Here is a 24393-nt window from a genome sequence, read left to right on the forward strand (position 1 = left end):
TTGTGTTTGATTTGTGGTTATTTCAAATCTAAAAATTGGAACATCCTATTTTTTTACCCCCTTAGTGGAATTTGCGAAAGAAAATATACGTTACCTATTTTGGTCCTTTTGGTGAAAGGATAGTTACGTATTGAATCGCTATGATTGGAGAGGTATGGCGCAACATGAAAAAGATTCTTTTAATTTTCGTCTTTTTTCAGATGTCTTTTGCGATGGACCCTTCGATTGAGGCCGCGTTAAAGTGCGTGGAAAAGAAAAAGATGGATGTTCACGCAGTAGAAAAAATAAATGGCAAGGTATATGCAAGAGGTTGGTTTGTTCCTGCCGATGATGACGCTTGTGATTATAAAACGGTCAGTGGTTCTTCCGTCTTCGAAATAAAAAATAACTGCGTTATTGAAAAAAAAGATTGGTTTAAAGAAGTAGAAAAAGTCGAGAAAAAAGGCTTGCTGGGAGCCTTCCGAAACAGCAGTGAAGACTCCGTGATTGTGATTGAGAAAAATAAGATTCTTTGGTCGTGTCCCTTTGAAAAAGTGGGCTCCAGAGTATTTCGATTTTTGGATAAAAACAGGTTGATGGTTTCAATTGAAGATGGCGGAAATGGAGATGGAGACTCTATTGGGGTATTAGACAACAAATGCCAGTGGACTTTGTTTGAAAAGAAAGCGAGACTGCCTTATATCTACAGTGCAACATCAAGTTCACGATTCCTGGATTATGAACTGAAACATAAACCATATATTGTTATTTATGATTCGCTATACAATAAGTATTGGGGTACGTCAAGTTCATTTTACACATATGTTTCAACCCGCAATATTGCATGCGGTTACGATGATGATAAAATGGATTCAAGTAAGGCTTTGATTAAATGTATTAAGTGGACGGGAAACAATTTTGTTGAGGAAACATTGCCTCACAAGGTGGATGTTCCTGATAGCGAAGGATGCCTATGCGCATGCCCTTGGACGGAGCGGCTTTTCCCATGTGGCGACGGCATATGTGTGCAGAATTATGAAACCAAGAAAATAGAAATTCTGGTAGATGAATAAGTTACAAGCGCCTGAAAATTTCCTATGATTGGAGAGGTATGGCTCAACATGAATAAAATAATCCAAGTGAAGAAAAAATACGAAGGATGGCTTCTCAAAAGCGTAAAATGAAATGATTAAAAAGGGTCGCTCCGGCGGCCTTTTGCGTTATTTGCCTGTGCTGAAATCTTGCTAGACGAGGGTGTTGTCTAGCCCGAAGACTTCGCCGAGCTGCTTGTCGTCCATGTCGGCGAGCCAGGTTTCACCCGCGCTCACGGTCATGTTGGCAATGGACTTCTTGGTTTCTAGCAACGCGTTGATTTTTTCTTCGAACGTTCCTTTGGTGATGAACCTGTGGACCTGAACGTTGCGCGTCTGCCCGATACGGAAAGCGCGGTCGGTAGCCTGCGCTTCGATGGCAGGGTTCCACCACAAGTCATAATGGATGACCTGCGATGCGGCGGTGAGGTTGAGGCCCGTGCCGCCCGCCTTGAGCGAGAGGATGAGCACTTTGCAGTCTTCGTTCTTCTGGAAGTCCTCGATCATGGAGGTGCGCTGCGTCTGCGTGCATCCGCCGTGGTAGAAGTGCGTGCGGAGCCCGAGTTCTTCCGTGATTGTCTTTTCGAGCAGGAATCCCATCTCGGCGAACTGCGTGAAGATGAGCGTCTTCTCGCCTTGTTCCTGGATGGAGGTGAGCAGGTCGAGGAGCATCTGCAACTTGCCGGAGGAAAGGGCCTGTGCGCTTTCTTCCGGTTGCTCGCTTGCGGCTCCCTTCAGGAATGTCGCGGGGTGGTTGCAAATCTGCTTCAAGGCAAGAATCATCTGCAATATGATTCCCTTGCGTTTAAAGAGGGCGTGGGCGTCGTTGGCGAGTTCCGCCTCGATCTGCTCCTGCTCCAGTTGCTCCATAAAGCGGTCGAGGGTGCGCTTGTAGAGCGCCGCCTGCGCCTTGGTGAGTTCGGCGTATTCGTCCTGGATAATCTTGTCGGGCAGGTCGCTGATGATGCTCTTGTCGGTCTTGAGACGCCTGAGCATGAATGGCGCTGTAATTTTCTTGAACGTCTCGGCGACACGCTCGTTGTTCTCTTTTTGGATGGGCGTCTCGTATTTTTCGCGGAATTCCGTGGGGCTGGGGAAGAATCCCTGGTTGCAAAAGTCCATGATGGTCCAGAATTCCATGAGGCGGTTCTCGACGGGGGTGCCGCTCATCGCGATTTTCATGGGCGCCTGCATTTTGCGAAGAAGCTTGCTCTGCTCGCTGTCGGCGTTCTTGATGTTTTGCGCCTCGTCAATCACAATGGCTTGCCACGGGCGCGCCTCGAGCAGTTCGTAGTCGCGGCGGAAGGTTGCGTAGGTGGTGAGCAAAACATCGGCATTGAACTTTTGCAGGTCGCGGCTCCCGCCGTGGTAGGCGAGGTACTTGAGGTCGGGCGCGAACTTCGTGATTTCGACCTGCCAGTTGCACAGCAGACCCGCGGGCATCACCACCAGCGCCTTGCGCTCGTCGAGCTTGCCTTCTTGTTTGATTTTGAGGAGGAAGGTGATGACCTGAAGCGTTTTGCCGAGGCCCATGTCGTCGGCCAGGATGCAACCGCAGCCGATTTCCAGGTTCTTGTACATCCACGAGTAGCCACGTTCCTGGTAGGGGCGGAGCGTCGCGTTCAACCCTTCGGGGAGAGCGATCTCAGTCTCGGCGCGCCAGGCGTCGATTTGCGCCTTGGTGTCGGTGGCGAGGTCGATGGGAATGTTGTTGCACTCGCCGGTAAAACACGCCTGCAACAGCTGGACCTGTGTAATCGCCGGTGGGTCCTCTTGGGGGGCGTCCCCGTTTTCGGAGGAGCCCGTATCTTCCGGGGCGTTCTTCTTGGCGTCATCGGCGTTTTTCCCTTCGACCCTGTCGCGGAGCGCCTGCAAATCGGCTTCGCTCACCTGTACATACTGCGATTTGAATTTGAGCAACCCGTCGGCCTGTTCGGCGAGCTTCAAGAATTCCGCGGCGTCCATGGTCTCGTCGCCAATCGATATTTCCCAGTCAAAGTCCAGGAGGTCGCTTGTCGTAAATGTCCCGAAGCCGAAGCTCCCCTGGATGCGCATACGGGGCTTGGGTTTTTGCCTGTTTAGCAGGTTTTTGGGGATCTCGGTCTGGATTCCGAGTATTTGCAGCTTGTCGAGGCAGTTCTCCAGGAATTCCAGGAGAACGTTCCCCTTCATCATGATGGGGGAGGCTCCGCGCCTCTCGATGTAGGCGCCCATAGGCTTGAATACCTCGGCGACGCCGTTCAAAATGTTGAGTACCGAGAGGAGGCGGGCGTCGTTTTCTTTGAAAAGGTTCGCGATGGGTGTGCGCACGGCCGTGTCCGAGTCGGCGGAGCCGTTCAGTACAAATACGTCGAGCGCCACCTCGTTGCCGTCCTCGGCGCAGGCGAACAGAATTTGGGTTCGGTAGTCGAGGCTGCTGTAAACCGAGAACCACTTTTGGATTTTGCCGGGGATGGCATGGGCGTTGTTCGCGAGCTTGCCCGAGACGCAGTCAAAAAAGAAGCTGAGCAGGTTCTCGTGCCGGCTTTTTTGTTTCATGGGCTTGAACTTGCGCGCAAAGCGGAGCAGTTGCCCAATGAACAGCGAAAGCACGTGTTCTGCCGGCGAAACGAGCGGCATGACTTCTTCGTCCCTGGTGGTGAAGGCGAGTTTTTGTGGGGCGTATTTTTCGAATTCCGCCACCGCCGAGAGCACGTCGGGGAGCATCTCGGCAGGGAGCCAGCGCACTTGCGCCACGTCGCCTCCTATCCAAAAGACTTGCGGGTAGATGGCCCCGGTGCGGATTAGGTAGAACGCCCCCATGAGCACGCGGTACAAAAAGCGTACCGTCACGTGGTGCATAAAGAAGTTCCCCTGGCTAATAACGCAGAGGGCGCCTATGGCGGTGGCGGTGGAGAGCCCGGAACTGATGACCTGCCCTTCGTTAGCTTGTTCAAAACGCCACTTCCAGCCCGCCGAGTGGTACACCCGGAGGGATTCCCCTTCCATCATGAAGGTCTTGTTGTGGTAGAGGCGGAATTGTTCGGTGAAGTTCTCGAACGACTCGAAGCTCGCGAAGTAGCTGCGGCAAAAGTTCATCTCGTCGGCGAAGCTTTTGCGGAAGTTGCCTGCCGGGCAAAAGTCCGGGAAGTTCGGCAGCATGGCGGGGAGGATTTGTGAGTAGTCGCGCCATTTCGAGAAATCGAAGTCCGGAATGCGACCGCTCTCCATCGCAGTGCCCTCGGCAGGCGCGCCCGCAGCATCCACCGAGCGCAGGGTTATGCCCTGCACAATAGAACTCTCGACGGGGGCGTCGGAACTTTCGGCGGGGGTGTCCTCGATTTTGAGGTCCTTTAGGTATTCCAGGTCCATGCCGTGGATCTTGAACAGCACAAAGGGGTTATCGGTCATCTGGGTTGCAATCCCGAGGAACACCAACACCACGTACTTGCATGGGTTCTGGTCCTTGCAGTCGCAGTCCATTTTGACAGCGTCGATGCTGTCGAACAGGGTGATGCCGCACTTGGCGAGAATCAATTCGAGGGATGGGCTCAGAGAGCCGTTCAGCAGGGCGCGGAGTTCCGTGGGCTGTTGCTTAAGGAGGCTCGCGAAGACCTCGGTCTTGGACTTTTCGACCCGCGGGAACAGGATGTAGTTCCCGTGCATGCCGCCGTTCGGTCCCTTGAGTTTTGAAACAATCCGGTTGTCCGTAAACTCGAGGGAGGTCAGTTGACCGCGGTCCAGGTAGCGCCAGGCTGTGTCGACTATTTCGGCGGGGACGCCTTGCAACAGCGCTTCCAGCCACTTTTTGACCCACCAGGAGTTTTTGAAACGTCCCAAATTCATGTGCAGCCAAATATAGTAAAATTGACTGCACAAATGTGTAAATATGCTTAAGGCTCTGTCGGGCCAGACCGTACTTTGGGGTCAAAACTGCGAAAACGCTGCGAAAATGGCCCTTTGGCTCTGTCCAGTCATTCTGTACGGCTACGGAACGCGCCGCTATTCAGCAAGCCAGCGGTAGTAACCTTCGTCGTTCTTGCCGCAGGTGTATTCCGCGCCCTCGAACGTGATGGTTTCGCCCACGATTTCCTTGTGGCAGGGGCCGCTCACCTCGTCGATGGGCTGTAGCTTGTACCAGCCGTAGTTATCACCCGATTTTGGGTCTACGCTTTCGTTACAGTAGTAGTATTCGCCTTGGAGTCGGACGGTCACTCCGTACTTGTAACTATAGTAGTCGTCGCACCCCGTGTATGCTCCCCAGAGGAACGAGTTGGTGACGTCTTTCCATTTGCCGGTTTCGCCTCTGCTGTCGCAGAGGTAGTCTTTGTCGCCGTCGCCTTTCCAGGTGTATTCCTTCGCGTGGCAGAATCCGAGCAGTTTGTCGAGGTTGTCTTCGGCGCGCCAGAAGAACTTTTTCTTTCCGTTGTCGGACATGTAGGTACAGCCGTAGTTGATTCCGTTGTACTCGTAGAGTCCTTCCTGTTTTTCGGGCGAGCAGAGGCCGAGAGCTTTTTCGAGGTCGCCGTATTCCTGCCAGGTCTGGTTCGCCGAGCAGTAGTATTCCTTGCCGCGGTATGTTCCTTGTTCTCCGAAATTATCCTCGGTGCATGTCGGTAGCACAAGGTCAGGGGGAGCGATAATCCATCGTTCCTCGGCGCACTGGTAATAGTCTTCGCCGTATTGGTAAGCCTTGTTGTATGGGAAGCTTCCTTCGAGGCATAGGCCGAGGGCTGCTTCCACGGAGTCAATCAGCAGCCATCCGTTGCGCTTGCATACGTAATCCCTGTCCAGGAATTTCTTGGTCTCTCCGCGATCGTCTACGGAGCATCCGCCAATATTGTGGTATCCGGCGTACCAGACCCAGCCGGTATCCTTGCATATGTAGGCGTTTGTATCGAGGCCCCTGATGGAGTCGCGCAAGGCGTTGGTGCAGAGTCCGAGTTCCGTCAGTTCGCGGGTCGAGGCCTTGCGCCACCGGCCGTTATCGCAGGCGTAAGCGTTGTCCGAGTAGTGCTTGATGGTGCCTTCGTTGCTCGTTCCGCATTCGCCGAGCGCTTCGTCAAGCGTCGGTTTGCGCCAGGTGGAGTCGCAGATGTACAGTATCCCCTTCTTGTCGAGCTTCAGGGTCCCCTTCAGTTCGGGAGTGCAGAACCCGAATTCGGTGGTGGGGGCAGTCATCTTTTCCCAGCTGCGCGCGTTCATGCAACCGTACTGTACGCCATGGAAGATTTTTTCGGTATAGAGCTTGCTGGAATCGCAGGGACCGTAGTAGTCCTGCACGGTCGCGGTCCGCCACTTTGTAGAATCGCAGTAATAGCTTATGCTGTCGTTCTTGAGCGAGTCGATTTTGCCCTTGATCTTGGGGCTGCAAACGCCGATTCCTTGTTCGATGCTGTCGAGCACGGTCCACTTCTTTGTCGTGCGGCAGGTGTATGTGGTATCGAACAGGGCAGCGACCTTGTAGAACTTCGAGGAATCGCATTCACCCTCGAAGTCAGTGATGCGCGGGAACCTCCAGATGCTCGAATCGCAGTAGACGCGCCGGACTTCGCCGCTTACGATCATGGAGTCGAGCGTGCCGCCCCTGCTCGGCTTGCAGAAACCGAGGGAGTCTTCGGTGGGGGTGGCGAGGTACCAGGATCTCACCTTGCAAATGTAATGCTTGTTCTTGTGGGTCGCTTCTTCCCACTTGTTCTTGTCGGTGCATTCGCCGATGTAGTCGGTGAGCGTGGCGGGGCGCCAGCCCGTGGTATCGCAGTAGTAGTCCGTGGTGTCGTACCTCAGGACTGTAGAGTTCATCTTGCCGATGGTGCTCGGGGTGCAGAAACCGAGTTTCTCTTCGTCGCCGCTGGGCGTGCGCCATGTGGAATTGTCGCAGAGGTATTGCGTGCCGTTCAGTTTCTGAATTTCCCACTGGTTTTCCTTATTGCATTCGGCATCTGTGTCGTTCATGGTGGCGAGCACCCAGTCGTACCCGTCGCAGATGTACAGCGTGTCCTTGTAGTAGTGCTTTTCGCCCTTGTCCGTGTACGGGCAGGAGTTGTCTTTGGCGTTGGACCAGTAATTTCCGTTGCAGGTGTAGTTCGTCTTCTTTTCGGCAACGAAGAAATCGTAGGGGTCGGATATGCTCCTGCAATCGGGGAGTTCCTCGTCGGTATCCACGATGTGGGTGACCTTCATGCAGCGGATGGCGTAGTAGTCATCTGACTTTGTGGAGGAGAAACTCGTGGTGCCCGCGTCCGAGATGCGGATGTAGCTGTATTCCGACGTGAGCAGGTACGCTGCCTTGTCCTTGTCGGAACACTTGATTTTGCCGTCCTTCTTGGTGCAGTAGCCGGACATTTGCGGGTTGAAGCCGAAAGCTTTGGCGGTCACGTCGCTGGCCATCGCGGTCATGTACTTGTAGTCTGCTTTGGAGGGAATCGAGAAACCGTCGGGGCACACGTCTTCCGGATGCCAGTCCGGGTAGAGGCTGCCGTTCTTTTCGCAGTTGGCCGACTTGTCGTCGTAGCAGATGCTTTTCGAACTGCTGTAGTCCGCGTTCTCGGCCATCCAGGTGTAGGGCCCGAACTGTACGGTCTTGTAGGTTCGGCCGTTCTTCTTGTCGAGGACTTCTCCCTTCACAATCGTGATGGTCGTTCCGTTTTGGGTTTTGTACTTGTCGCCGATGGCGGAAGAATCCTTGTAGTCGCTTCCCTGATTGTCGTCGCTACTGCGGATGTCTTCTTCGGTGGAAGATGAACTCGGTTCGGTCTCGAAATACGAACTGTCGTCGTCGCCGCAGGCGCATGTCAGCAGCGGCACAACGAAACATGCCGAAAGAATAGCATTCTTGAACGGATGGTGAAAATAACGCATGGCTCCTCCTATTTCCCCTCTAGGCGAGATTTCCTTAATGGAAATCTATATAAAACTATGGCAAAATGCCAAACGCCGCGAGGCCGATCAGGAGCACGATTCCCGCATAGACTCCGCCCAGCAGGTCATCGGCCATCACGCCCCAGGCTCCCGGGAACTTTTCGAAGCTGTGGATGCCGAGCGCAAATTCGATTTCACCATCGGAATCGTCGGCGCGTCGAACCACCCCTGGGTTGACGGCATTGAAAAATTCGACATCGCCACCGATGCCGCAACGGGATTCCATTTTGCGGATTCTCCAGAAAAGGCCGGCAAGAGGCGCAGTGAGATTTTCGCATCTCTGGCGCATCGGCGGCAACCCCGACTATTTCGAGAACGCCATCGTCGTGCGGCTGAAATTCTAGCGGATATTTTTTAGATTGCGGTTATGCTGCACCTGAAATTCGCGCTGAATCTCGAAAATCTCGCCGACCAGATGATCGACGAGATTTCCAGATATTGGAAGAATCCGTTCGAGGCGCCCGTCGTCATTTTTCCGGACCCCAAGCTAGAACAGTGGTTCCGCCTGCGCTGGGTACAGAAAAAGGGCGTTCTCGCGAACCTCAACAAGACTACCATTGATAGGTTCCTTTTCGATATTCTCGCCGGCAAGGACAAGTCGCGGAAAAAGCTGAATTCCGACATGCTCGCGAATGTCATCATCTCGTACCTGCAGCAAAAAACGGACGGAAAATCCAATTACGAACTCCTGGGCGAAAGCGTCAAGGCCTACCTCGAAGACGACGGCGTTGTCGACGAGAACAGGATTTTCGACTTCGCAAATGTCATGGCGGGGCTTTTTCTGGAATACGAAACCAGCCGCCCCAACGGATTCATTTCCGATTCGGAAACAGGCGACGGCGCCAAGGGAATTCTCGACTGCTGGAAAGAAGGAGAGCTGCACGATTTCTTTATCACGCGAGACGGCACGCCCGACGCCAACGAAGCATGGCAATGCAAGCTCTATTCGGCGCTGTTCCATGCCGGAGACAACGGCAAGTCGCTACTTACACAAGTATTTGAGAAAGCCAGCGAAAAGAACCGCGAAGGCGGCAATGTCACCTACCTCACGCTTCCTTACCTGTACAAAGTCGGCAAGGCCGATTTCCATTACGAGAGCCACCTCCCGGTATTCATCTTCGGGCTTTCGGGAATGGGCCAGTTCTACCGCGTCATTCTGCAGGAATTTGCAAACCGGCACGAAGTCTATGCCTTCATTCAGAACCCGTGCATGGCATTCTGGGAAGATTGCAGCGGCGCAAGAAAATCTATTGAAAGCATGCGGCTTGCGCTTCCGAAACTTTCAACCAGCCCCGACGACGAAAGCGAATCCATCGACGAAGACGAAAACGAACTTCTACGCTACTGGGGCAAGGCGGGCCGCGATAACATCAAGCTCTGGAGCGTCGCGACGGATTACAATTTCGTTTTTGACGAGGAATCCATTGCCGACCGGAAAAAGGAAATTCCTTGCGACACGCTTTTGCATCAGGTGCAATGGATGGTCGCAAACCGTAAGAACGTTTTCTGCAAAGATGCGGGCGTCCTCGACAAGGTCCCCTTTGAAAAAGACGATTCCTTCTGCGTAACAACGGCCCCGTCGAAAATCCGCGAAGTGGAGGCCCTGCATTCCCACATCTGCAAGCTGCTTTCGGAGAAGGATGCGCAGGGGAACCCGAAGGCGACCATCGCCGACATCCTCGTGGTATCCCCGAACATCGACGACTACCGCACCGCCATCTTCCAGGTCTTCGACCAGACGCGGGAAGGATTCCATGTCCCGTTCAACATCGTGGATTCCGCCGCCCGCGACTCGCTCACGGCAAACGCGCTCGGCATCCTTTTCTCCATCCGCGAAAAGGGGACGCTTTCGAGGCCCGACTTCTTCGCCCTCGTACGCAATCCCGTGGTACAGAATGTCCGCAGGATCCATCCCGACGAAATTTCCAACTGGGAATCCTGGGCTTCCAACATGAACATCTACCGCGACCGTATCGCCGACGACAACGGCGAAATGCGCCGCGAGGAGTCCTGGATTACGGCTACCAGGCGCCTATTGCTTTCGCGCTTCAGCTACGGCAGCATCCAGACCGATGCGGGCGAGATTAGCCCCTACAGTGACATCAGCAGCGCCGACAACAATTCCCTCTACCGTTTTGTAGATGCCATCGACTCGCTGGAATGCTGGATGCAGGCCGGCACAGACGGCATTCCGGCAGAAGGTCTCCCGGACATCTACCAGTTCCTGGATTCATGGCTCTGCATGGGCAACCCGCCCAAGGAACTCGTTGGCGAAAGCGTCATCTACCATTCCGTCACCGCCGCACGCGAAAACCTGGAATACCAGTACCTCGCCGGGAGCGCGACCATCTCGTTCAAGTGCATTTCGCAGACTCTAATGTACGCCGCGCTCGGTTCGGAATTCAGCTGCGGGAACCTGTTCATCAACGGGCTCACCTTCATGAAGTTCGCGCCCAACCGCATCGTACCTGCAAAGTACCTCTTCTTTATGGGAGCCGACGCAGCAAATTTCCCGGGTGTGCGGAACATCAACACGCTCGACCTGCGCAAGTCCTGCCGCCCCTGGCCCGGTGACGATTCTACCGTCAGCAGGAACCGCTATGCCTTCCTCTGCCAGCTCATGAGCACGTCGCAAGGATTCTTCATCAGCTACGTGAACAAGGATTTGCAAAAGGACGAGGATTTCTACCCTTCGTCCATCGTGAACGACATACGCGGATTTCTGAGGAACGCGGCAAAGGCGGCCGGCATAACGGACTCCGCGATTCTCAAGAACATCTGGCCCGACGAAAACATCCCGCTGGACGAAACCCGCCCCTGGAAGGATCTCTTTACCCGCCGCGAAATCCGCAACAGGAACGCGCACCAGGAATTCGGCAACGACCGCGCGACCGTCAACTTCGTCCCCGATCCCGAAAACAGCGAAGACCCGAGGCTCCCCGAACAGGCGAGCGTCTACCAGTTCAAGCAATTCCTCAAGGATCCCTTCGAATTCCGCGTCGAGCAGATGATGCAAATCGAGGACGGAAAGGAAGATCCCGAAAAGACCGAATTCGAGCCCATCAGCATCGACAATCTGCAGGAAGCCATCCTGCGCCGCATGCTTCTCGCACAGATGCTGGGCGTTTTCGAGAACGACCGACTGACAACCGAGAAGGATATCCGCAACTACGCGATTTCCAAGGGTCTTCTGCCCATGGGCGCTTTCAACGAACGAATTTGGAGCGACCTCCTCGACGAAACCAGAAGCCTCGCGGAACTGATCGAAGGCCTGTACAGCAAGAACCATTTCCGGTACTGCAAAAAGACTATCGAACTCAAGATGGATGGCTGGACCCTGCTCGGGACAGTTCCCCTGTGCGCACAAAACGAGGGCTGCATCCACCTGATAGATACCGCCGGCGTCGAAATCCACCAGTACCAATTCCTGGCAGGCTACATCCAGGCGCTTGCACTCATTTGTGATGCCGGACGGAAAAACGAACCCATTCCGGAAATCTACGCGGACTGTTATTCCAAGACGACATGGCGGGCCAAGCGCATCAAGCGCACGCCCGCCGAAGCGGAGGAACTGCTCGAAAAAATCTACCGGAAAATGTTCGCGGTGCAGATGGATGCAAGCGGCAAGTGGGAACGCTACAGCAAGGTCCTCCCGATCGACATGGTGTTCGAGAACAAGATCGAATCCTACGACGACTATATCGCGGCGTTCAGCGACGAGAATCGTTCTCCGTGGAGATACTTCGCCGGCAGCAAGCTGTTCGACATCAAGAAGGTCTGCGGGTTCACCGACAAGTATTTCATGGACCTCTGGAAAAAGGAATGCGAGGACCTCCGGGAATTGACACCCGACTTGTGGAATCCTGACGAAGACATGGGAGGCGACGTCAATGACCCAGATTAATCTTTTTAACATCGACGATTTTCATTTTGGGAACAACCTCTATATCGACGCCTCGGCGGGTACCGGCAAGACGTACACCATCCAGCAGCTGGTCGCAAAACTCGTGCGCGGCGAAAATGGACATGCGGGTATTCCCCTCTCCAAAATCCTAATAGTCACCTACACCGACAAGGCTACCGGCGAACTGCGCGACCGCATCCGCCAGAAGATGGAAGACTGCCTTGCTGAGGAGAACCTGGAATGCTACCGCGAAGCGCTGCAGAATATCCATACGGCGCCAATCTTTACCATCCATTCCTTCTGCCAGAAGGTGCTGCACGATTTCGCCTACGAGGCGGGTTCCTCCTTCAACCTGGATGTCGTTTCGGACGATAGTATCGAAGCGCTTATCCAGCGGCTCATTCGCGACAAGTGGTCCTTCGAAACCGAATTTATGGACGTGCTGAATTCTTCGGGTTTCAGTATGGACACCTTTGTCAAGAATTTCGTGAATGCCGCCAAGTACATGCTGCAAGATCACGGGACACAGCCCTTCTTGCCAGATTTCAGCACTCTCGAAAAAATCCTGCAATGGGTCCCCGGCGCCCGCGACGCATGGAATGTCCTGCTCGAGAACAAGGACAAGGTTTGCGAAGAAGTCCTCAAGTCCAAGACGAATTATCGTAAAATTTCGACCCTGATCGATGCAATCGAGGCATACGACGGCACCGAAAAACTGTTTCCGAGGACATTCACGAAAAAGTGGCGCGAGGACCCCTGGGATAGCGACGAACTGATCCATGCGGTAAATTTCTTCTTCGACCTCAAGGACGAGGACCTGCAAAAGGTCGCCATCAAGCCATTCCAGAAATTCATTTTCGAACATGTCGATGAACTCGTAGAACTCTGGCAAAGGGAAAAGCGGCAGGGCAAGCGCCAGTCCTTCAGCGACATGATTATCGATGTCCACGACACCATCATGAACAGGAACGACAACCTGGTGCAGAAATTGCGGGAAACCTACCGCTACGCCATCATCGACGAATTCCAGGACACGAATCAGCTGCAGTGGGACATTTTCAAGACCATCTTCCTTGACTCCCGCGAAAACAACATCGTCGTTGTGGGCGACCCGAAACAGTCCATTTTCTCGGTCCAGGGGGCCGATGTCGGCGTCTACCGTCGCGCCATTGCCGAAATCGGCAAAAAGAACGGGAGAAGGCTATCGACGAACTACCGCTCCAGCGATGACGTCATCGAGGCCTGCAACGAACTGTTCCAAGGGGAGTTCCTTGAAAACGGGGACTTCACGAAATCGGACGCGCCCCAAGAAAAACTCAAAAAGCTAGCACCCACCTTGAACGGCGAGCATACGGCGCCCCTCTGGATTTCGAACATTTCCGACGAATTCGAATTTGCCGATTTCGCCGTACGGAAAATCATAGAATGCTGCGCCCCGAGCTCCACGGATGCATCCAGGACGGCACTGCAGATTTTCGACAAGGACAAGAAAGTGTTGCGCGATGTCCGCTTCTCGGATTTCGCCATCCTCTCGCGCACCCGGACCGAAATGGTCGCACTGGAAGAGGTCATGGCACAGGCAGGCATCCCCTACACGCGCTACAAGGACACGAACCTGTTCTACGGAAAGGAATGCGCTCACTGGATTTCGCTTTTGAAGGCGCTCGACGCTCCCGATTTTTCGAGCTGGAACCGCAAGTTTCTGAACGAGGCGCTTATCTCCGACTTTTTCAGGGTTCCCCTCGAACGTGTCGAAGACGAATCGTTCATCCACCCGGCCGGCCGTGTCATGAAACTGTTCATGGCGTGGCGGCAGCTGGTATCGAAACGTCGCTGGGCAGAACTCCAGGAAAGCATCTACCAGGAAACCGAAATCGACAAGTACCTGAGTACGCCCGCCACCCTGCAACAACTGGCAAAGATAAAGCAAATCGGGACCTACATTTTTGACTACCTGTACAACAACAGGGTGTCGCTGGAAGAAATCATAAAGCACCTGCAAGGGCTCGCGAGTTCTTCCGAAGACGTGGACGATGCCGACGGGAACCTTGTCGCCAAGGGCAGCGATTTCGACGCCGTGAACCTCATGACAATACATGCCTCCAAGGGACTCGCCTTCCCTGTTGCGATTATTACCGGCGGGCTCCGCGGAGACAACAACCGCAAGGGGGGAGGACCTTTCGCGTTCAGCGCTAACGGGAAAAAATTCTTCGGGTTCGACAAGGAGTTTTCCCGCTCGATGAGCATGGACGAGAACCACGCGGAATGGCGCAGGCTCATCTATGTGGCCTACACCCGCGCCGAATCGCTGATGATTGTCCCGCGGTACAAGATATGGCATGTGGATGTGGGCGAGGGCGAATGGAGAATTAATCCGAACAAGCCGTTCGCATTCCTGGCCAGGGCCATCGAGCACCTGTCCGAAACGGAATTTGCGCGGTTGCCGCAGGACGATTTTTACGCGAAGGCGAACACGCAGATGCTCAAGAAAACCGTCGCACAGATTCTCCGCAATGCAAAAAAGGAGCAGCCCGACACGAGCAAACTGCCGGACTTCGATTCGCTGCAGCGCAAGGTGAACGACGCTTGCATCTACCAGTATTCCTATTCCAGCCTGGCCTCCAAGAAACGCGTCCTCGAAAGCCAGGACGAATTCCTCGACGAAAGCGAAATCTCCGTTGACGGGAACCGCGCCAACCGCGAAGACTTTGTCGAAAGCGGGAACGGCCTCAATAGCATCCCTATAGACGATGCGGCCACATTGGTACAGCCCTGCAAAAACTACGACAGGGACGCTCCCGTGGCAAACGTTGCGAACTATCCGCGCGGCGCCAACCTCGGCGACGCCCTGCACAAGGTATTCGAGAAGCTGGATTTCGAAACCGTCGGAAACCTTCCCGACGAGAACGCCGCACGCGACAACGCCGAACTCCGCAACCTCATTGCCGAAACCTACCAGGGCAATTCCATCCATATCCAGGAGCATCCCGAATGGAACAGCCTCACGGCAAGCTTCATATGGAATACGATGAATGCGGAACTCCCCGAAATCCATGGAAGTGCGGTAACCGGGAAAACCTTCCGCCTCGGGGACCTGCCGGCAAGCAAGCGCCGCGCCGAAATGGGATTCCACCTAGACAGCCGCAATTCCTCCTGGGTAAACTGCCTCTGCAAGGGATTCATCGACCTGATGTTCGTGCGCAAGGGAGATGACGGCGAAGACTACTACTCGATTCTGGACTGGAAATCCGACGTGATGGACGATGCCGAATACAGCGACAAGGAAGCCCTCGCCCAAAAAATCGAGGAGGAGTATTCCATACAGCGCGTACTTTACAGCTACCTGCTCATCAAGTGGCTCAAGCAGTTCTACGGGAATCTCGCCGATTCCCGCAGCGAAGGTCTGGACGAACAGCAGATTTTCGAGAAGCACTTCGGCGGCATCTACTATGCACTGGCACGAGGCACAAGGGCGAACACCTGCAACGGCATCTACTGCCAGACCTGGAAAAGTTTCGCGGACCTCGAAAAAAGCTACCGCAATGTCGCCGCCCTCATGAAGCGCAGCGCAAAGGAGTCGGCATGACCATCGATAAAGCTAATGTCAACGGCCCGGTCGGCAATTTCTTCGCGCTGATCCGCGAACTCCGCGGAATCGCCCCCATCGCAGAAAAAATGCACGGCCTGCTTTGCTCCCTGCAACAAAAACCGAAGCTGTCGGACGACGCGCAGAAAGTGCTCTACATCTACCTCTCGCTTTTGGAAGACGGCAACACGCGCATCCCGTTGGATGCAGAGCCGCTTTTTTCCAAGTGGGCGCAGAAATGGGACGGCCTTGTCGTGCAAGCCGAAAGTCGTGACGCTCTAAAGGGGGACGGCTGCACGGAATTGTACCCGTCCGCGGACGTATTTCTGCCGGTTATCCGCAAAGGCGTCAAGGAGCTTGCCGCAGGTAAGTACGCGCAAATCATCGGCGAAGGGGCGACCCCCCTATGCTTGCAGCAGACGCCGCGCGGCACCTACCTGATTTCGGCGAAGCATCTCGAAGACAAGGGGCATATCGAAAAAATTTTCAAATCCGGATTCTTCAAGGAAGCCGCCATCAGCGATGCGGACATACCGCAAGCCAGGGATTTCGTGCACGGGCTGTTGCGCGAAGGCTCCCCCATCAACTTCGATGACCGCCAGGCCGAAATCATCGCCCGCGGCACGAAGCAGAACCTCATTATCACCGGCGGGCCCGGCACCGGAAAGACGACCGTCATCGGGTTCTTATTGTGGAAACTCTTCGCCAGCAATGCCGACTACCTGAATTGGGACCTTTACATGGCGGCGCCCAGCGGCAAAGCAGCCGACCGTCTCGCCGAAAGCATGGAAGACACTCTGCACGAAATTTCGGAATCCGCACGCAACAAGAACCCGCGTATTGTCGAAAAACTCGCCAAGGCATCAAGCTACACGCTGCACAGGCTCCTAAAATACAGTGTCGCGAAGGGAGGCTTCACCTTCAATTCCGGCAATCCACTCCCCGAAAAGGCCATCTACATCATTGACGAGGCGAGCATGATAGACATCTCGCTATTCGCGGCATTCCTGCAGGCGCTCCCGCCCAGCGGAAACTTCAAGCTGTTCATCCTGGGCGACCCGAAGCAGCTGCCGTCTGTCGATGCGGGCGCCGTACTCGGCAACATCCTGGAATTCGACCGCAATTTCGTCGTCAAGCTTATTCGTTCCAACCGATTCAATGACGATTCCAGAATCGGCGTGTTGGCAGGCAGAATCCAGCGCGGCGAGAATGCGCTGTTTGAAGGATCGCCATTTGACCCGCAGGCAACTTACTGGGAAGAGCAGGACAGCGTCCATTTTTTTGACCTGAATTGCGGCCAAACGCTTTCACGCAAGGAAGAACTTCTCGCCGTCAGGAACCTGGTTCGCAAGTGGACAAAGAAATTCTACGCCCCGCTCATCGGCCTTGCCGAGCTTGTCAACCCGGACATTTCCCTGGAAAGCGCGACACCGGAACAGTCGGAGATCCGCGAGAAGCTCTGGAATGCCGCAAGCCAGGCCCGCATCCTTTCGGCAGAAAGGCGCGGCAACCGCGGTGTCGAAGCGCTGAACCAGATTGTCGCCGAGACGTTGACGCAAAACCCGGCCACGGCATTTGTGGGGCAGATACTGATTTTCAACCGCAACCAGAACGAATTCACGCTGTACAACGGCGACACGGGAATCGTGGTCAGGTCCGAACGGCACGGCCAGCTATTCCTGATGCTCAAGAAACAGTCGAAATTTGTCTTCTATCCGCTCTCGTATTTTCCGGAAGAATGCCTGGAGCCTTCCTTCGCGATAACCATCCACAAATCGCAGGGTTCGGGCTACCCGAATATTATGATGTTCCTACCCACACGCAAGGGCCATCCACTGCTGAACAGGCAAATTCTCTATACTGGAATCACACGTACCAAGAAACAGAGTCTCACCATCATCGCGACTCCCGAGACCTTCAAGGCAGCCTGCGAAACGGTCATCGAGCGCGACACGGGCATTGAGTTATAGATAAGAGCCCCGCGGGAGTTGCATCCGGACGGCCGCTTCGCAAATCCTTCTGCCATGGGATACCGTTGGGACCTGGTCAATCTTATGTACAGATTGTGCCGACAGAGCGTTTACTTCAAATAGTACGCGCCCTGGCACTTGAGCTCGTTGCGGACCTTCGCCCTGATTTCGCGGACGTTTTTGCCGGTCACGCGACCGAGCATTTTGCCGTTCAGGTCGAACACGCGGTAGGTACGCGAGGCGTCAAAGTCCACGCTGTAGCCTGTTGCCGCACCGTTGTTGATGGTGCCGCGGGTGGCTCCATGTGCAATCGCAAGCGTGGAGGTGTCCTTGGGGGCTTCGCACTGCCCTTCGCAGAACTCGATCCAGTCAAGGTTCACGTAGTTCCCGACGATGGAAACCTTCAGCACGTTTTCGCCTTCGGGGAGTTCCACCTTGGTAGATATCGCGGTGTAGGTTTCCCAGTCCTCTCCCTGCTTGGCGATGAGCGTGTCGCCCAATGCCTTGCCGTTTAAGGAGAGCGCGATGCCCGCTTTCTCGGATGAGGTCGCCATGTTCGCCTGCACGCCGTAGGTGCCTGCCTTCGCGACGTTCACGGTGTATTCTAGCCATTCACCCGATTCGGTATAGCCGATGGCGTAACCCGTGGGGGTGCTGCAGCTTTCGGCCTCGGCGCAACCGAGTGGAACGATGTCTACGTAGTCTTCGCGGTAGGCGCCGCCCTGGTTCTTCAAGACCTTGTCATAATACGAGACACCGTTTCCGCCCTTGTCAAAGTTTTCGGCTTCGACCTTGCCCGGGATGGCGATGGGGGCGTCGCCGAACGGCTCCTGCACGGCGGGCACGGTGTCAGTCCAGGAATACTGCATGCGGTCTACGCCGGACTGGTTCACGATTTCGAGCGTGAGACCGTCACCGCCGTCCTTGCGTTTGACCATGCTGTACCAGTCGCCGTCGCGGAGGCCCACCCAGTAGAAGCTGCCCATCTCCCAGCGGCGGAGTTGTTCGCTCATGCCGCGGATGTATGCCATAAAGTAGTTCGTCGGGTTCGGGTCGTTGTAATCCATCTTTTCGTAATGCACTCCGTTCTTGTCGCCCGGGCCCATGGCGCCGCCCCATTCGGTACACACCGTGCGGTCGGCGTATTTGCCCACTTTGCCCTGGAAGCTCCGCATCCAGCCGTCCTCGGTGGTGATGCTCATGTTCCAGAAGGTGTATTCGTGTACGGCAAAGAGGCAACCCTCGAAACGCGGGTCGTCGGCGATGTCGGGCACGTTCCAGGCGAGACCCGAACCGTCCAAAAGGATGTGGTCGCGAGGCACGTCGGGGAAGGTTTCGAGCCACTTGGCGTAGAGGTTACGCAGTTCGTCCTTGGAGTACATGTGCGGTTCGTTGAAAATCTCGAAGTAGGCGTTGGGGTTGCTGCCGTACTCGGCGACTAGCTTCTTCCACATAGCCCACCAGTTATCCATGTTCTTGGGGCCGGAAGGCTGTGCCGGGCCCCAGTAGCCCATCACCACGCGCCCGTGGGTGAGCGCCGCGTCGATCACGCCCTTGTACGAGTTCCAAAAGGTAGAAATGGTGGGTTCGTTCACCGGCATGCGCAGGCTGTTGGTGCCGAGCATCTCCACGAACTGCCCCACGATGCGGTCGGCCTTCTGGTAGGCGGATTCGTAGGTGTCGGAGAGCGAGAGCCCCGAGAGCACCAATACGTCGGAGACGAAGTTGTCGCGTTTGTCGGCCCAGTTGAGACCGCGGAACTGGTTCGTTTTTGCGTAAGTACCCGCACATGCGAGCAGAACTGTGCAGAGGACTGCACTTATAAATTTGTTTCCCATACTAAACCTCTTTTTCCATAAAGTAGTATGAAATTTTTGAAAAAAAACGCCTCTGTGACCAATTTGCTTTGAGAAATTATCAATGGTTTGTCAAAACTGCAAAGGAAAAGTTACATCTGCGGTTAAAAACGGGGTGAAAAAAGCTACTTCTATATTGATAAAAAATGCCAAGTTTGATGTATATTAAAATGTAGGTCTAAAATGTTGAATGTTGACGAAATAAGCGATTACAGGGATCTGCTCAAGGATTACTATGTGCAGCGTAAGCTGGAGTTTCCGCTGTATTCGTACAAGATGATGGGGCAAAAGCTCGGGCTCGAGACCAGCCAAATGTTTCGCGTGCTCAGCAAGGAGTACCACCTGCCCACGCAGAGCGTGCCCCTCGCCAAGGATTTGCTCAAGCTCAAGGGCCGTAGCGGCGAGCTTTTTGAGCTGTTGGTAGCCGCCGCAAAGGCGAAATCGCCTGCAAAAAAGGACAAACTCTACAAAATGGCGCTCTCGCTCAAGGACGTCAAAATGCGCAAGCTCAACACGAACGAGCTTTTGTTCTTGAGTAAGTGGTGGATTCCGGTGGTGCGCGCGGTGCTCGAGATGAACGGTGGCAATGCTGAAATCTCGAAGCTTGCCAAGCAGGTGCGGCCTGCGGTGTCGACGGAGCAAATCGAGGAGGCGCTGCGCGTTCTCAAGGAACTCAACTTGATTACTCCGCTGGCGTCGAACCGCTACGCCGTGACGCAGGCGAATTTCACCTCGTCGGGGGCGGCACGCGTGACGGCAATACGCAGTTACCAGAACCAGTTGCTCGCCTTGGCACAGGATTCCATTGTGAACGTGGCTCCAGAATCGCGTAACATCTCGTCGCTCTTGGTGGGCGTCGACGAGGAGGGCTTCGAGGACCTCAAGAACATGACCATGGAATTCCGGCGCCAGGTGCAAAAGCGCGTAGAAGAAGTTCAAAAGCCGAAAAAGGCGATGCAGTTCGTGTTTGCCCTTTACCCGGTTGCAGACGTGGGGGATGGAAAATGATTAGACTTTTGTGGATAGCCTTGCTTGCCCTTTTGGCGGCCTGCTCTTCCGACGACAAAACCGCCGGGATCAGTACCGTTGAGACCGAAAACGCCATGCTCGTAATCCAGGTGACGGGGGCCGATTCGCTCCCTGCGGCAAACGTGCTTGCCCGCATGAGGGCTGTGCGTTACGTGCACGATGCCGGGGCCGCCGATTCCGCTGGCGGCGCCGTCGCCGAATTCGCTACCGACTCGCTGGGTCGCATTGCCCTGGCCGCCTCCGCGGTGGAGTCCATCGGGCTCGACTCCGTGGCGGTTGAGATTCTAGATGGCAAGTACGGTGCCTTTGATGTGATTCCGCTGTCGACCGATGCCGCTGCGGGCGACGTCGATTCTGTTTCGCTTACGCTTGCCAAGTTAGGCGGCTTCAAGGGCCGTATTTCGGAGAACGCCCTGGAGCGCTATGGTGATTCGGTCATGGTTCAGGTGTACGGAACCGACCGTGTTGTAGCCGTGGATTCAAACGGTGAATTTGTGCTGGAGGGCTTGCCGCCCTTTGAATACGCCATCCGCATTGTGGCGGGCGACTCCGCCGTGGATGCCGTGGGCGAGGTGGCTGCGGGCGAGGTGTCTCAGCTGGGTGTACTGCTCCAGAACTCCATTGTGATTGCCGCCGACTCGCTGGTGTCCGGCTGGATGGAAACGGCGCGCGAAGCGCGTGCGGCGGGCAAAACCGTCGTGGGCTTTGTGCACCTCGATTCCTCGAACTTCGACTTTACTGCTGTCCGCGAGGGCGGCGCCGATGTGAACGTGCTCGGCATGGAGGGTAAGCAGATTCCCTTTGCCGTTTCGTACTGGGACGACTCCCTGCAACTGGCGGTGGTGCAACTGCAACTCGCGGCGGGCATAGATTCCGTGCGCCTCGCGTGGGGCGACGGTAAAACCGATTCCAAGAACTCGGGCAGGGTCGAGTGCTCTGATTTGTGGAAGTCCATTGACGCCGCCGTGGTACAAGAGCAGAACATGGTGAGTATCATCGACTTTGAATCGGGGCTTGCCCCCAACATAAGGGAGCCCGCCCACGTGAAGGACGCCTACCTTATATACTTGGGCGATTCCGTCGTGTCGGATCCGCTGCCCAAGAATTCCGCCGATGGCGTGGAAGCCGATAGCGCCCGCGGCGGCCATGTGTTCCACTGGAGCTCAGAGGCGCCGAATCCTGGAGGCAGCTGGACTAGCTTTGTAGTGGAGGTCTGCTCTCCCGAGAGACCTTGCAACTTGGAAGGTATTGACTCTGTCGTATTCGACATCCGCGGCGACGGCTTCTATTCTTTTGCGCTGGAGACCAACGGCTGGGACGATATGGACGGCAAGACGATTTATTTGGACACCATCGCTACGGAGAAGTGGCTCCACAAGGTCATTACGCCCGCCGACTGGGACGAGGCCGACAACAAGTACGGGAACATTGGCTGGGAGCGAATCCGTGGCCACGTAACCCACATCAACATTTCTGCCTTCTATACCGCCGAACTCTGGATTGACGACATCAAGTTCTACGGCGTCAACCTCGACGATATGAGGGAATAAGAGTTAAGGGACGTTTTGGGTGAGGACCGCTGGAAAGCGGTCCTCTTTTTTTGTACTTGTGATGGAACCGTTCTCGGCAGTGCACGTGAACCATTCTTCGCTAACCACCTCGTAATCGGAGCCGCCATTGAACACGTTGGCGTTGCCGTAGGTCTCGATGCCCTTGGCGAGGATTACGTTGTTCTTGAATTTTGCGGAGAGGGCTTCGCAGGCGGCTTGAATTTGCGCTTCGGTAATGCCTTGGGCGATGGCTGTGAGAGTCTTGTCGGTGGACTTCGCGAGAGAGATGGAAATCGCTTGTGCGAATTGCGCCGGTTTCAGCAGAAAACGGATGCCTGCCGCCTCAATTTCAAGGGAGGGCTCGGGGAGCGTATTGCCTGCGGGTTCGTCTACCGGGTTGCCAAATAATTTCCCTAAGATATGGTATTCGTTTTCCATGTGAAAAAATTTAAATAAAAAAAGTCCGTTCCAGTTGGAACGGACTTTGAAAGATGTCTTCCGCTTAGTCTTTCAGGTAAAGGCTTCGCCCGTCGTTCAACATCAGGATGACGGGCAAATTTTTTGCCGTAAACACGCCGTCATTCAAGATGCCGCTTTCTATCAGTTGTCCGTTCAGGCTGAATGCCTTGTACGGGGCGTTGGGCTTGGCGCCTGCAATCTGGTAGCGGTTCTGGCCAAGCCTTATGAAAGCAGTCTTCGCTTGGAAATATTTCGGAGTAATCGAGGTTGTAATAGTGTCTGCCGCGAACCTGTAATCCGGGCAAAAATTCAGCGTATCGAGAAGGAGGGTGTGTATTCCGGCAACAGCAAGGAATGCGAGCGGCATGTCAACCATGTCGATATCCTTGCCTCCGTTTCTCCGTCTTGATTCGGGCGGGTTGAATTCGCAGCCGGTGTAGCCGAATTCTTTGCTGTAGAATTTACCGCAGAGTTCGAATACATGGTTTACCAGGGAATCCGCCTGTTCGGCTGTTCCTTTGAATACGCCCGCCTTCTGCAAGCGCGGGAATTCGTCCTTGAATACGGCATCGTGCTTTATGGCGAAGAGCGAATCGACGAAATCGTCCTGGTTGTCGGAATAGGCGACGCGGGCCACCTTGACCACCTTCTCGGATACGATTACGATCATGGTGGAGTCCAAGGCCGACCTGTACATCCATACCGTGTCGGTGCCGGAGGCGTTCTTTACGGCGGGCTCGCGTTTATCCATCTTGGAGAGGTCCAGGTAGTTGCCTTCGAACAGGTAGAGAGATACTGCTGGGTATCCAAAATAAGCTCCGGTGCTTCCTGATTCTCTGACGGGTGGCTCGTAGCTGCATTCCGCCGCCTGTAGGCTTGTGGCTAAGGCGCCTGTGGCAAGTATGCTCGTGACTAGAAATGGCCTGATTTTCATTTTCTCCTCACTACTTTTTTTCAATAATAAAAAAAGAGGTGCTCCGTGTGGGGCGCCTCTTTGAATTATTTGGAAGATTCTCGCTTTCTCCCCAAGGGGTCACGCTTCGCAGGTTCGCTATCCCTAACGCTTTTTCGCGGCAAAGCATCCTTCGCCCGTGATGGCTACGAAAATGTCGTTCCCGAGCATCAGCGTGTCACCCGCCCCGATGTGATAAATTTTCCAGACCTCGTTGCCATTGAAACGATCGTCGTGGCAATGCTTATAGGGCGGCGTTATCTCACGACATTCCGTATAGGTGTAATTTAGGCGTGTATCGAAACACCTTTCGAACTCAGAAATCCGATAACAGACCCGCAGCGGATCGTCCTTGTTTTGCAAGACCTTTACACGAAAGTCAACTTGCGTTTCTTCAGAAAGATCCGTCCGGTTTAGGCAATGGATTTTTGCGACACTGTTAAAGTTCGAAGAAGCTAGTTCATCGACGCGTTCTTTACCACCTTGCGTAGAAACGCAAGCACAAATGAGCTGGGCAAGCGCAAAGACGGCGATAAATTTTCTCATTTACCCATCCGTTTTCCGTACACGCTCCCTGGTCGTTCCCATTGGTCCCATCCGTAGCCGGGTTTCATCTGTATCCAGTCGTATGTGTCGCGATACCTTATCTGGCTCTCGTATTTCTTGTCAAACCTGTCCAGCACCTCCCTGGTATTCGATAGGGTCTGTCTGATTGGGGCTCCATCTTCATAATATATGGTCTGGTTCTCCTTTGGCTTGAACCAGTATTCGCCAATTACGTCGAACCCGCCGTTGACGGTTGCCAAAATGTCCGGGCAATTCTCACGGTACACGTCGTTGGTCAGAAAATTGCCGCCCATGTCAGGGTATGACCAGTCGTAGGCGCAATACAGCCCGATAATCTTGCCGTTTTTCTCTATCGCCTGTGCTTTTGCAAGGTGCAGTATGAGGATGTTGTCGCATTGCCCGTCACTGTTCACCGGGAAGTTAATCTGTCCGACATAATGGCATACCTCCTTGTCGGTAACGTATATTTTCTTTCGCAAATTCCACTAAGGGGGTAAAAAAATAGGATGTTCCAATTTTTAGATTTGAAATAACCACAAATCAAACACAA

The 24393-nt window shown here is 54.5% G+C and carries 14 protein-coding genes; 6 read left to right on the forward strand and 8 right to left on the reverse strand.

The annotated features are described in order from the left end of the window. Positions 1–164 precede the first annotated feature (164 nt). Complete coding sequence (locus BUB55_RS12015) at positions 165–1052, forward strand: hypothetical protein (protein ID WP_143153050.1); 888 nt, start codon at positions 165–167, stop codon at positions 1050–1052. A gap of 171 nt (positions 1053–1223) precedes the next feature. Here BUB55_RS12015 and BUB55_RS12020 read toward each other — a convergent pair whose 3' ends face one another. The 3 genes from BUB55_RS12020 to BUB55_RS14495 all read right to left on the reverse strand — a co-directional run bounded on the left by BUB55_RS12020 (position 1224) and on the right by BUB55_RS14495 (position 8259). Next, a complete protein-coding gene (locus BUB55_RS12020) occupies positions 1224–4895 on the reverse strand; it encodes an SNF2-related protein (RefSeq protein ID WP_143153051.1) in 3672 nt (1223 codons plus the stop codon). Positions 4896–5051: 156 nt separating this feature from the next. Then, a complete protein-coding gene (locus BUB55_RS12025) occupies positions 5052–7910 on the reverse strand; it encodes an FISUMP domain-containing protein (RefSeq protein WP_073191809.1) in 2859 nt (952 codons plus the stop codon). A 55-nt stretch (positions 7911–7965) separates the two neighbouring features. Then, positions 7966–8259: a phosphatidylglycerophosphatase A gene (locus BUB55_RS14495; protein ID WP_073191812.1), complete on the reverse strand. Its 294-nt coding sequence runs from the start codon at positions 8257–8259 to the stop codon at positions 7966–7968. Positions 8260–8337: 78 nt separating this feature from the next. On the opposite strand from BUB55_RS14495, the gene BUB55_RS12035 reads away from it, so the two are divergent. From BUB55_RS12035 to BUB55_RS12045, 3 genes are read left to right on the forward strand one after another with little or no spacing between them, the layout of a single operon-like run. Further along, positions 8338–11874 carry an exodeoxyribonuclease V subunit gamma gene (locus tag BUB55_RS12035; RefSeq protein WP_073191814.1) on the forward strand — a complete coding sequence of 1179 codons (3537 nt, stop codon included), beginning with the start codon at positions 8338–8340 and terminating at the stop codon, positions 11872–11874. Beyond that, positions 11861–15460, forward strand: coding sequence for a UvrD-helicase domain-containing protein (locus BUB55_RS12040; RefSeq protein WP_073191818.1), 3600 nt, complete (start codon positions 11861–11863; stop codon positions 15458–15460). The genes BUB55_RS12035 and BUB55_RS12040 overlap by 14 nt, the downstream gene beginning before the upstream one ends. Beyond that, positions 15457–17430: an AAA family ATPase gene (locus BUB55_RS12045; protein ID WP_073191819.1), complete on the forward strand. Its 1974-nt coding sequence runs from the start codon at positions 15457–15459 to the stop codon at positions 17428–17430. The genes BUB55_RS12040 and BUB55_RS12045 overlap by 4 nt, the downstream gene beginning before the upstream one ends. A 110-nt stretch (positions 17431–17540) precedes the next feature. On the opposite strand, the gene BUB55_RS12050 is transcribed toward BUB55_RS12045, so the two are convergent. Further along, positions 17541–19268 carry a carbohydrate-binding protein gene (locus BUB55_RS12050; protein ID WP_073191821.1) on the reverse strand — a complete coding sequence of 576 codons (1728 nt, stop codon included), beginning with the start codon at positions 19266–19268 and terminating at the stop codon, positions 17541–17543. Positions 19269–19469: 201 nt separating this feature from the next. On the opposite strand from BUB55_RS12050, the gene BUB55_RS12055 reads away from it, so the two are divergent. Together BUB55_RS12055 and BUB55_RS12060 are read left to right on the forward strand one after the other, a co-directional pair. Beyond that, complete coding sequence (locus BUB55_RS12055) at positions 19470–20294, forward strand: DUF4423 domain-containing protein (protein WP_073191823.1); 825 nt, start codon at positions 19470–19472, stop codon at positions 20292–20294. Then, complete coding sequence (locus BUB55_RS12060) at positions 20291–21865, forward strand: hypothetical protein (protein ID WP_143153052.1); 1575 nt, start codon at positions 20291–20293, stop codon at positions 21863–21865. The genes BUB55_RS12055 and BUB55_RS12060 overlap by 4 nt, the downstream gene beginning before the upstream one ends. Before the next feature lie 3 nt (positions 21866–21868). Here BUB55_RS12060 and BUB55_RS12065 read toward each other — a convergent pair whose 3' ends face one another. The 4 genes from BUB55_RS12065 to BUB55_RS12080 all read right to left on the reverse strand — a co-directional run bounded on the left by BUB55_RS12065 (position 21869) and on the right by BUB55_RS12080 (position 24322). Further along, positions 21869–22303 (reverse strand): hypothetical protein, encoded by a 435-nt coding sequence (locus BUB55_RS12065; RefSeq protein WP_073191829.1) that lies wholly within the window; start codon positions 22301–22303, stop codon positions 21869–21871. A gap of 64 nt (positions 22304–22367) precedes the next feature. Continuing rightward, entirely contained in the window at positions 22368–23258 is an 891-nt protein-coding gene (locus BUB55_RS12070) for a hypothetical protein (protein ID WP_143153053.1), read from the reverse strand. A 123-nt stretch (positions 23259–23381) separates the two neighbouring features. Next, complete coding sequence (locus BUB55_RS12075; protein ID WP_073191833.1) at positions 23382–23822, reverse strand: hypothetical protein; 441 nt, start codon at positions 23820–23822, stop codon at positions 23382–23384. Then, entirely contained in the window at positions 23819–24322 is a 504-nt protein-coding gene (locus BUB55_RS12080) for a hypothetical protein (protein WP_234971927.1), read from the reverse strand. The genes BUB55_RS12075 and BUB55_RS12080 overlap by 4 nt, the downstream gene beginning before the upstream one ends. Positions 24323–24393: the final 71 nt, after the last annotated feature.

The sequence above is a fragment of the Fibrobacter sp. UWP2 genome, assembly GCF_900141705.1.
Classification (GTDB): domain Bacteria; phylum Fibrobacterota; class Fibrobacteria; order Fibrobacterales; family Fibrobacteraceae; genus Fibrobacter.

Excerpts from the sequence above, each read along its gene's own strand:
- BUB55_RS12055 (WP_073191823.1), top strand. The coding sequence starts at position 19,470 with ATGTTGAATGTTGACGAAATAAGCGATTACAGGGATCTGCTCAAGGAT.
- BUB55_RS12020 (WP_143153051.1), bottom strand. The coding sequence starts at position 4,895 with ATGAATTTGGGACGTTTCAAAAACTCCTGGTGGGTCAAAAAGTGGCTG.
- BUB55_RS12045 (WP_073191819.1), top strand. The coding sequence starts at position 15,457 with ATGACCATCGATAAAGCTAATGTCAACGGCCCGGTCGGCAATTTCTTC.
- BUB55_RS12050 (WP_073191821.1), bottom strand. The coding sequence starts at position 19,268 with ATGGGAAACAAATTTATAAGTGCAGTCCTCTGCACAGTTCTGCTCGCA.
- BUB55_RS12035 (WP_073191814.1), top strand. The coding sequence starts at position 8,338 with ATGCTGCACCTGAAATTCGCGCTGAATCTCGAAAATCTCGCCGACCAG.
- BUB55_RS12075 (WP_073191833.1), bottom strand. The coding sequence starts at position 23,822 with ATGAGAAAATTTATCGCCGTCTTTGCGCTTGCCCAGCTCATTTGTGCT.
- BUB55_RS14495 (WP_073191812.1), bottom strand. The coding sequence starts at position 8,259 with ATGCGCCAGAGATGCGAAAATCTCACTGCGCCTCTTGCCGGCCTTTTC.
- BUB55_RS12065 (WP_073191829.1), bottom strand. The coding sequence starts at position 22,303 with ATGGAAAACGAATACCATATCTTAGGGAAATTATTTGGCAACCCGGTA.
- BUB55_RS12025 (WP_073191809.1), bottom strand. The coding sequence starts at position 7,910 with ATGCGTTATTTTCACCATCCGTTCAAGAATGCTATTCTTTCGGCATGT.
- BUB55_RS12060 (WP_143153052.1), top strand. The coding sequence starts at position 20,291 with ATGATTAGACTTTTGTGGATAGCCTTGCTTGCCCTTTTGGCGGCCTGC.
- BUB55_RS12040 (WP_073191818.1), top strand. The coding sequence starts at position 11,861 with ATGACCCAGATTAATCTTTTTAACATCGACGATTTTCATTTTGGGAAC.
- BUB55_RS12070 (WP_143153053.1), bottom strand. The coding sequence starts at position 23,258 with ATGAAAATCAGGCCATTTCTAGTCACGAGCATACTTGCCACAGGCGCC.
- BUB55_RS12015 (WP_143153050.1), top strand. The coding sequence starts at position 165 with ATGAAAAAGATTCTTTTAATTTTCGTCTTTTTTCAGATGTCTTTTGCG.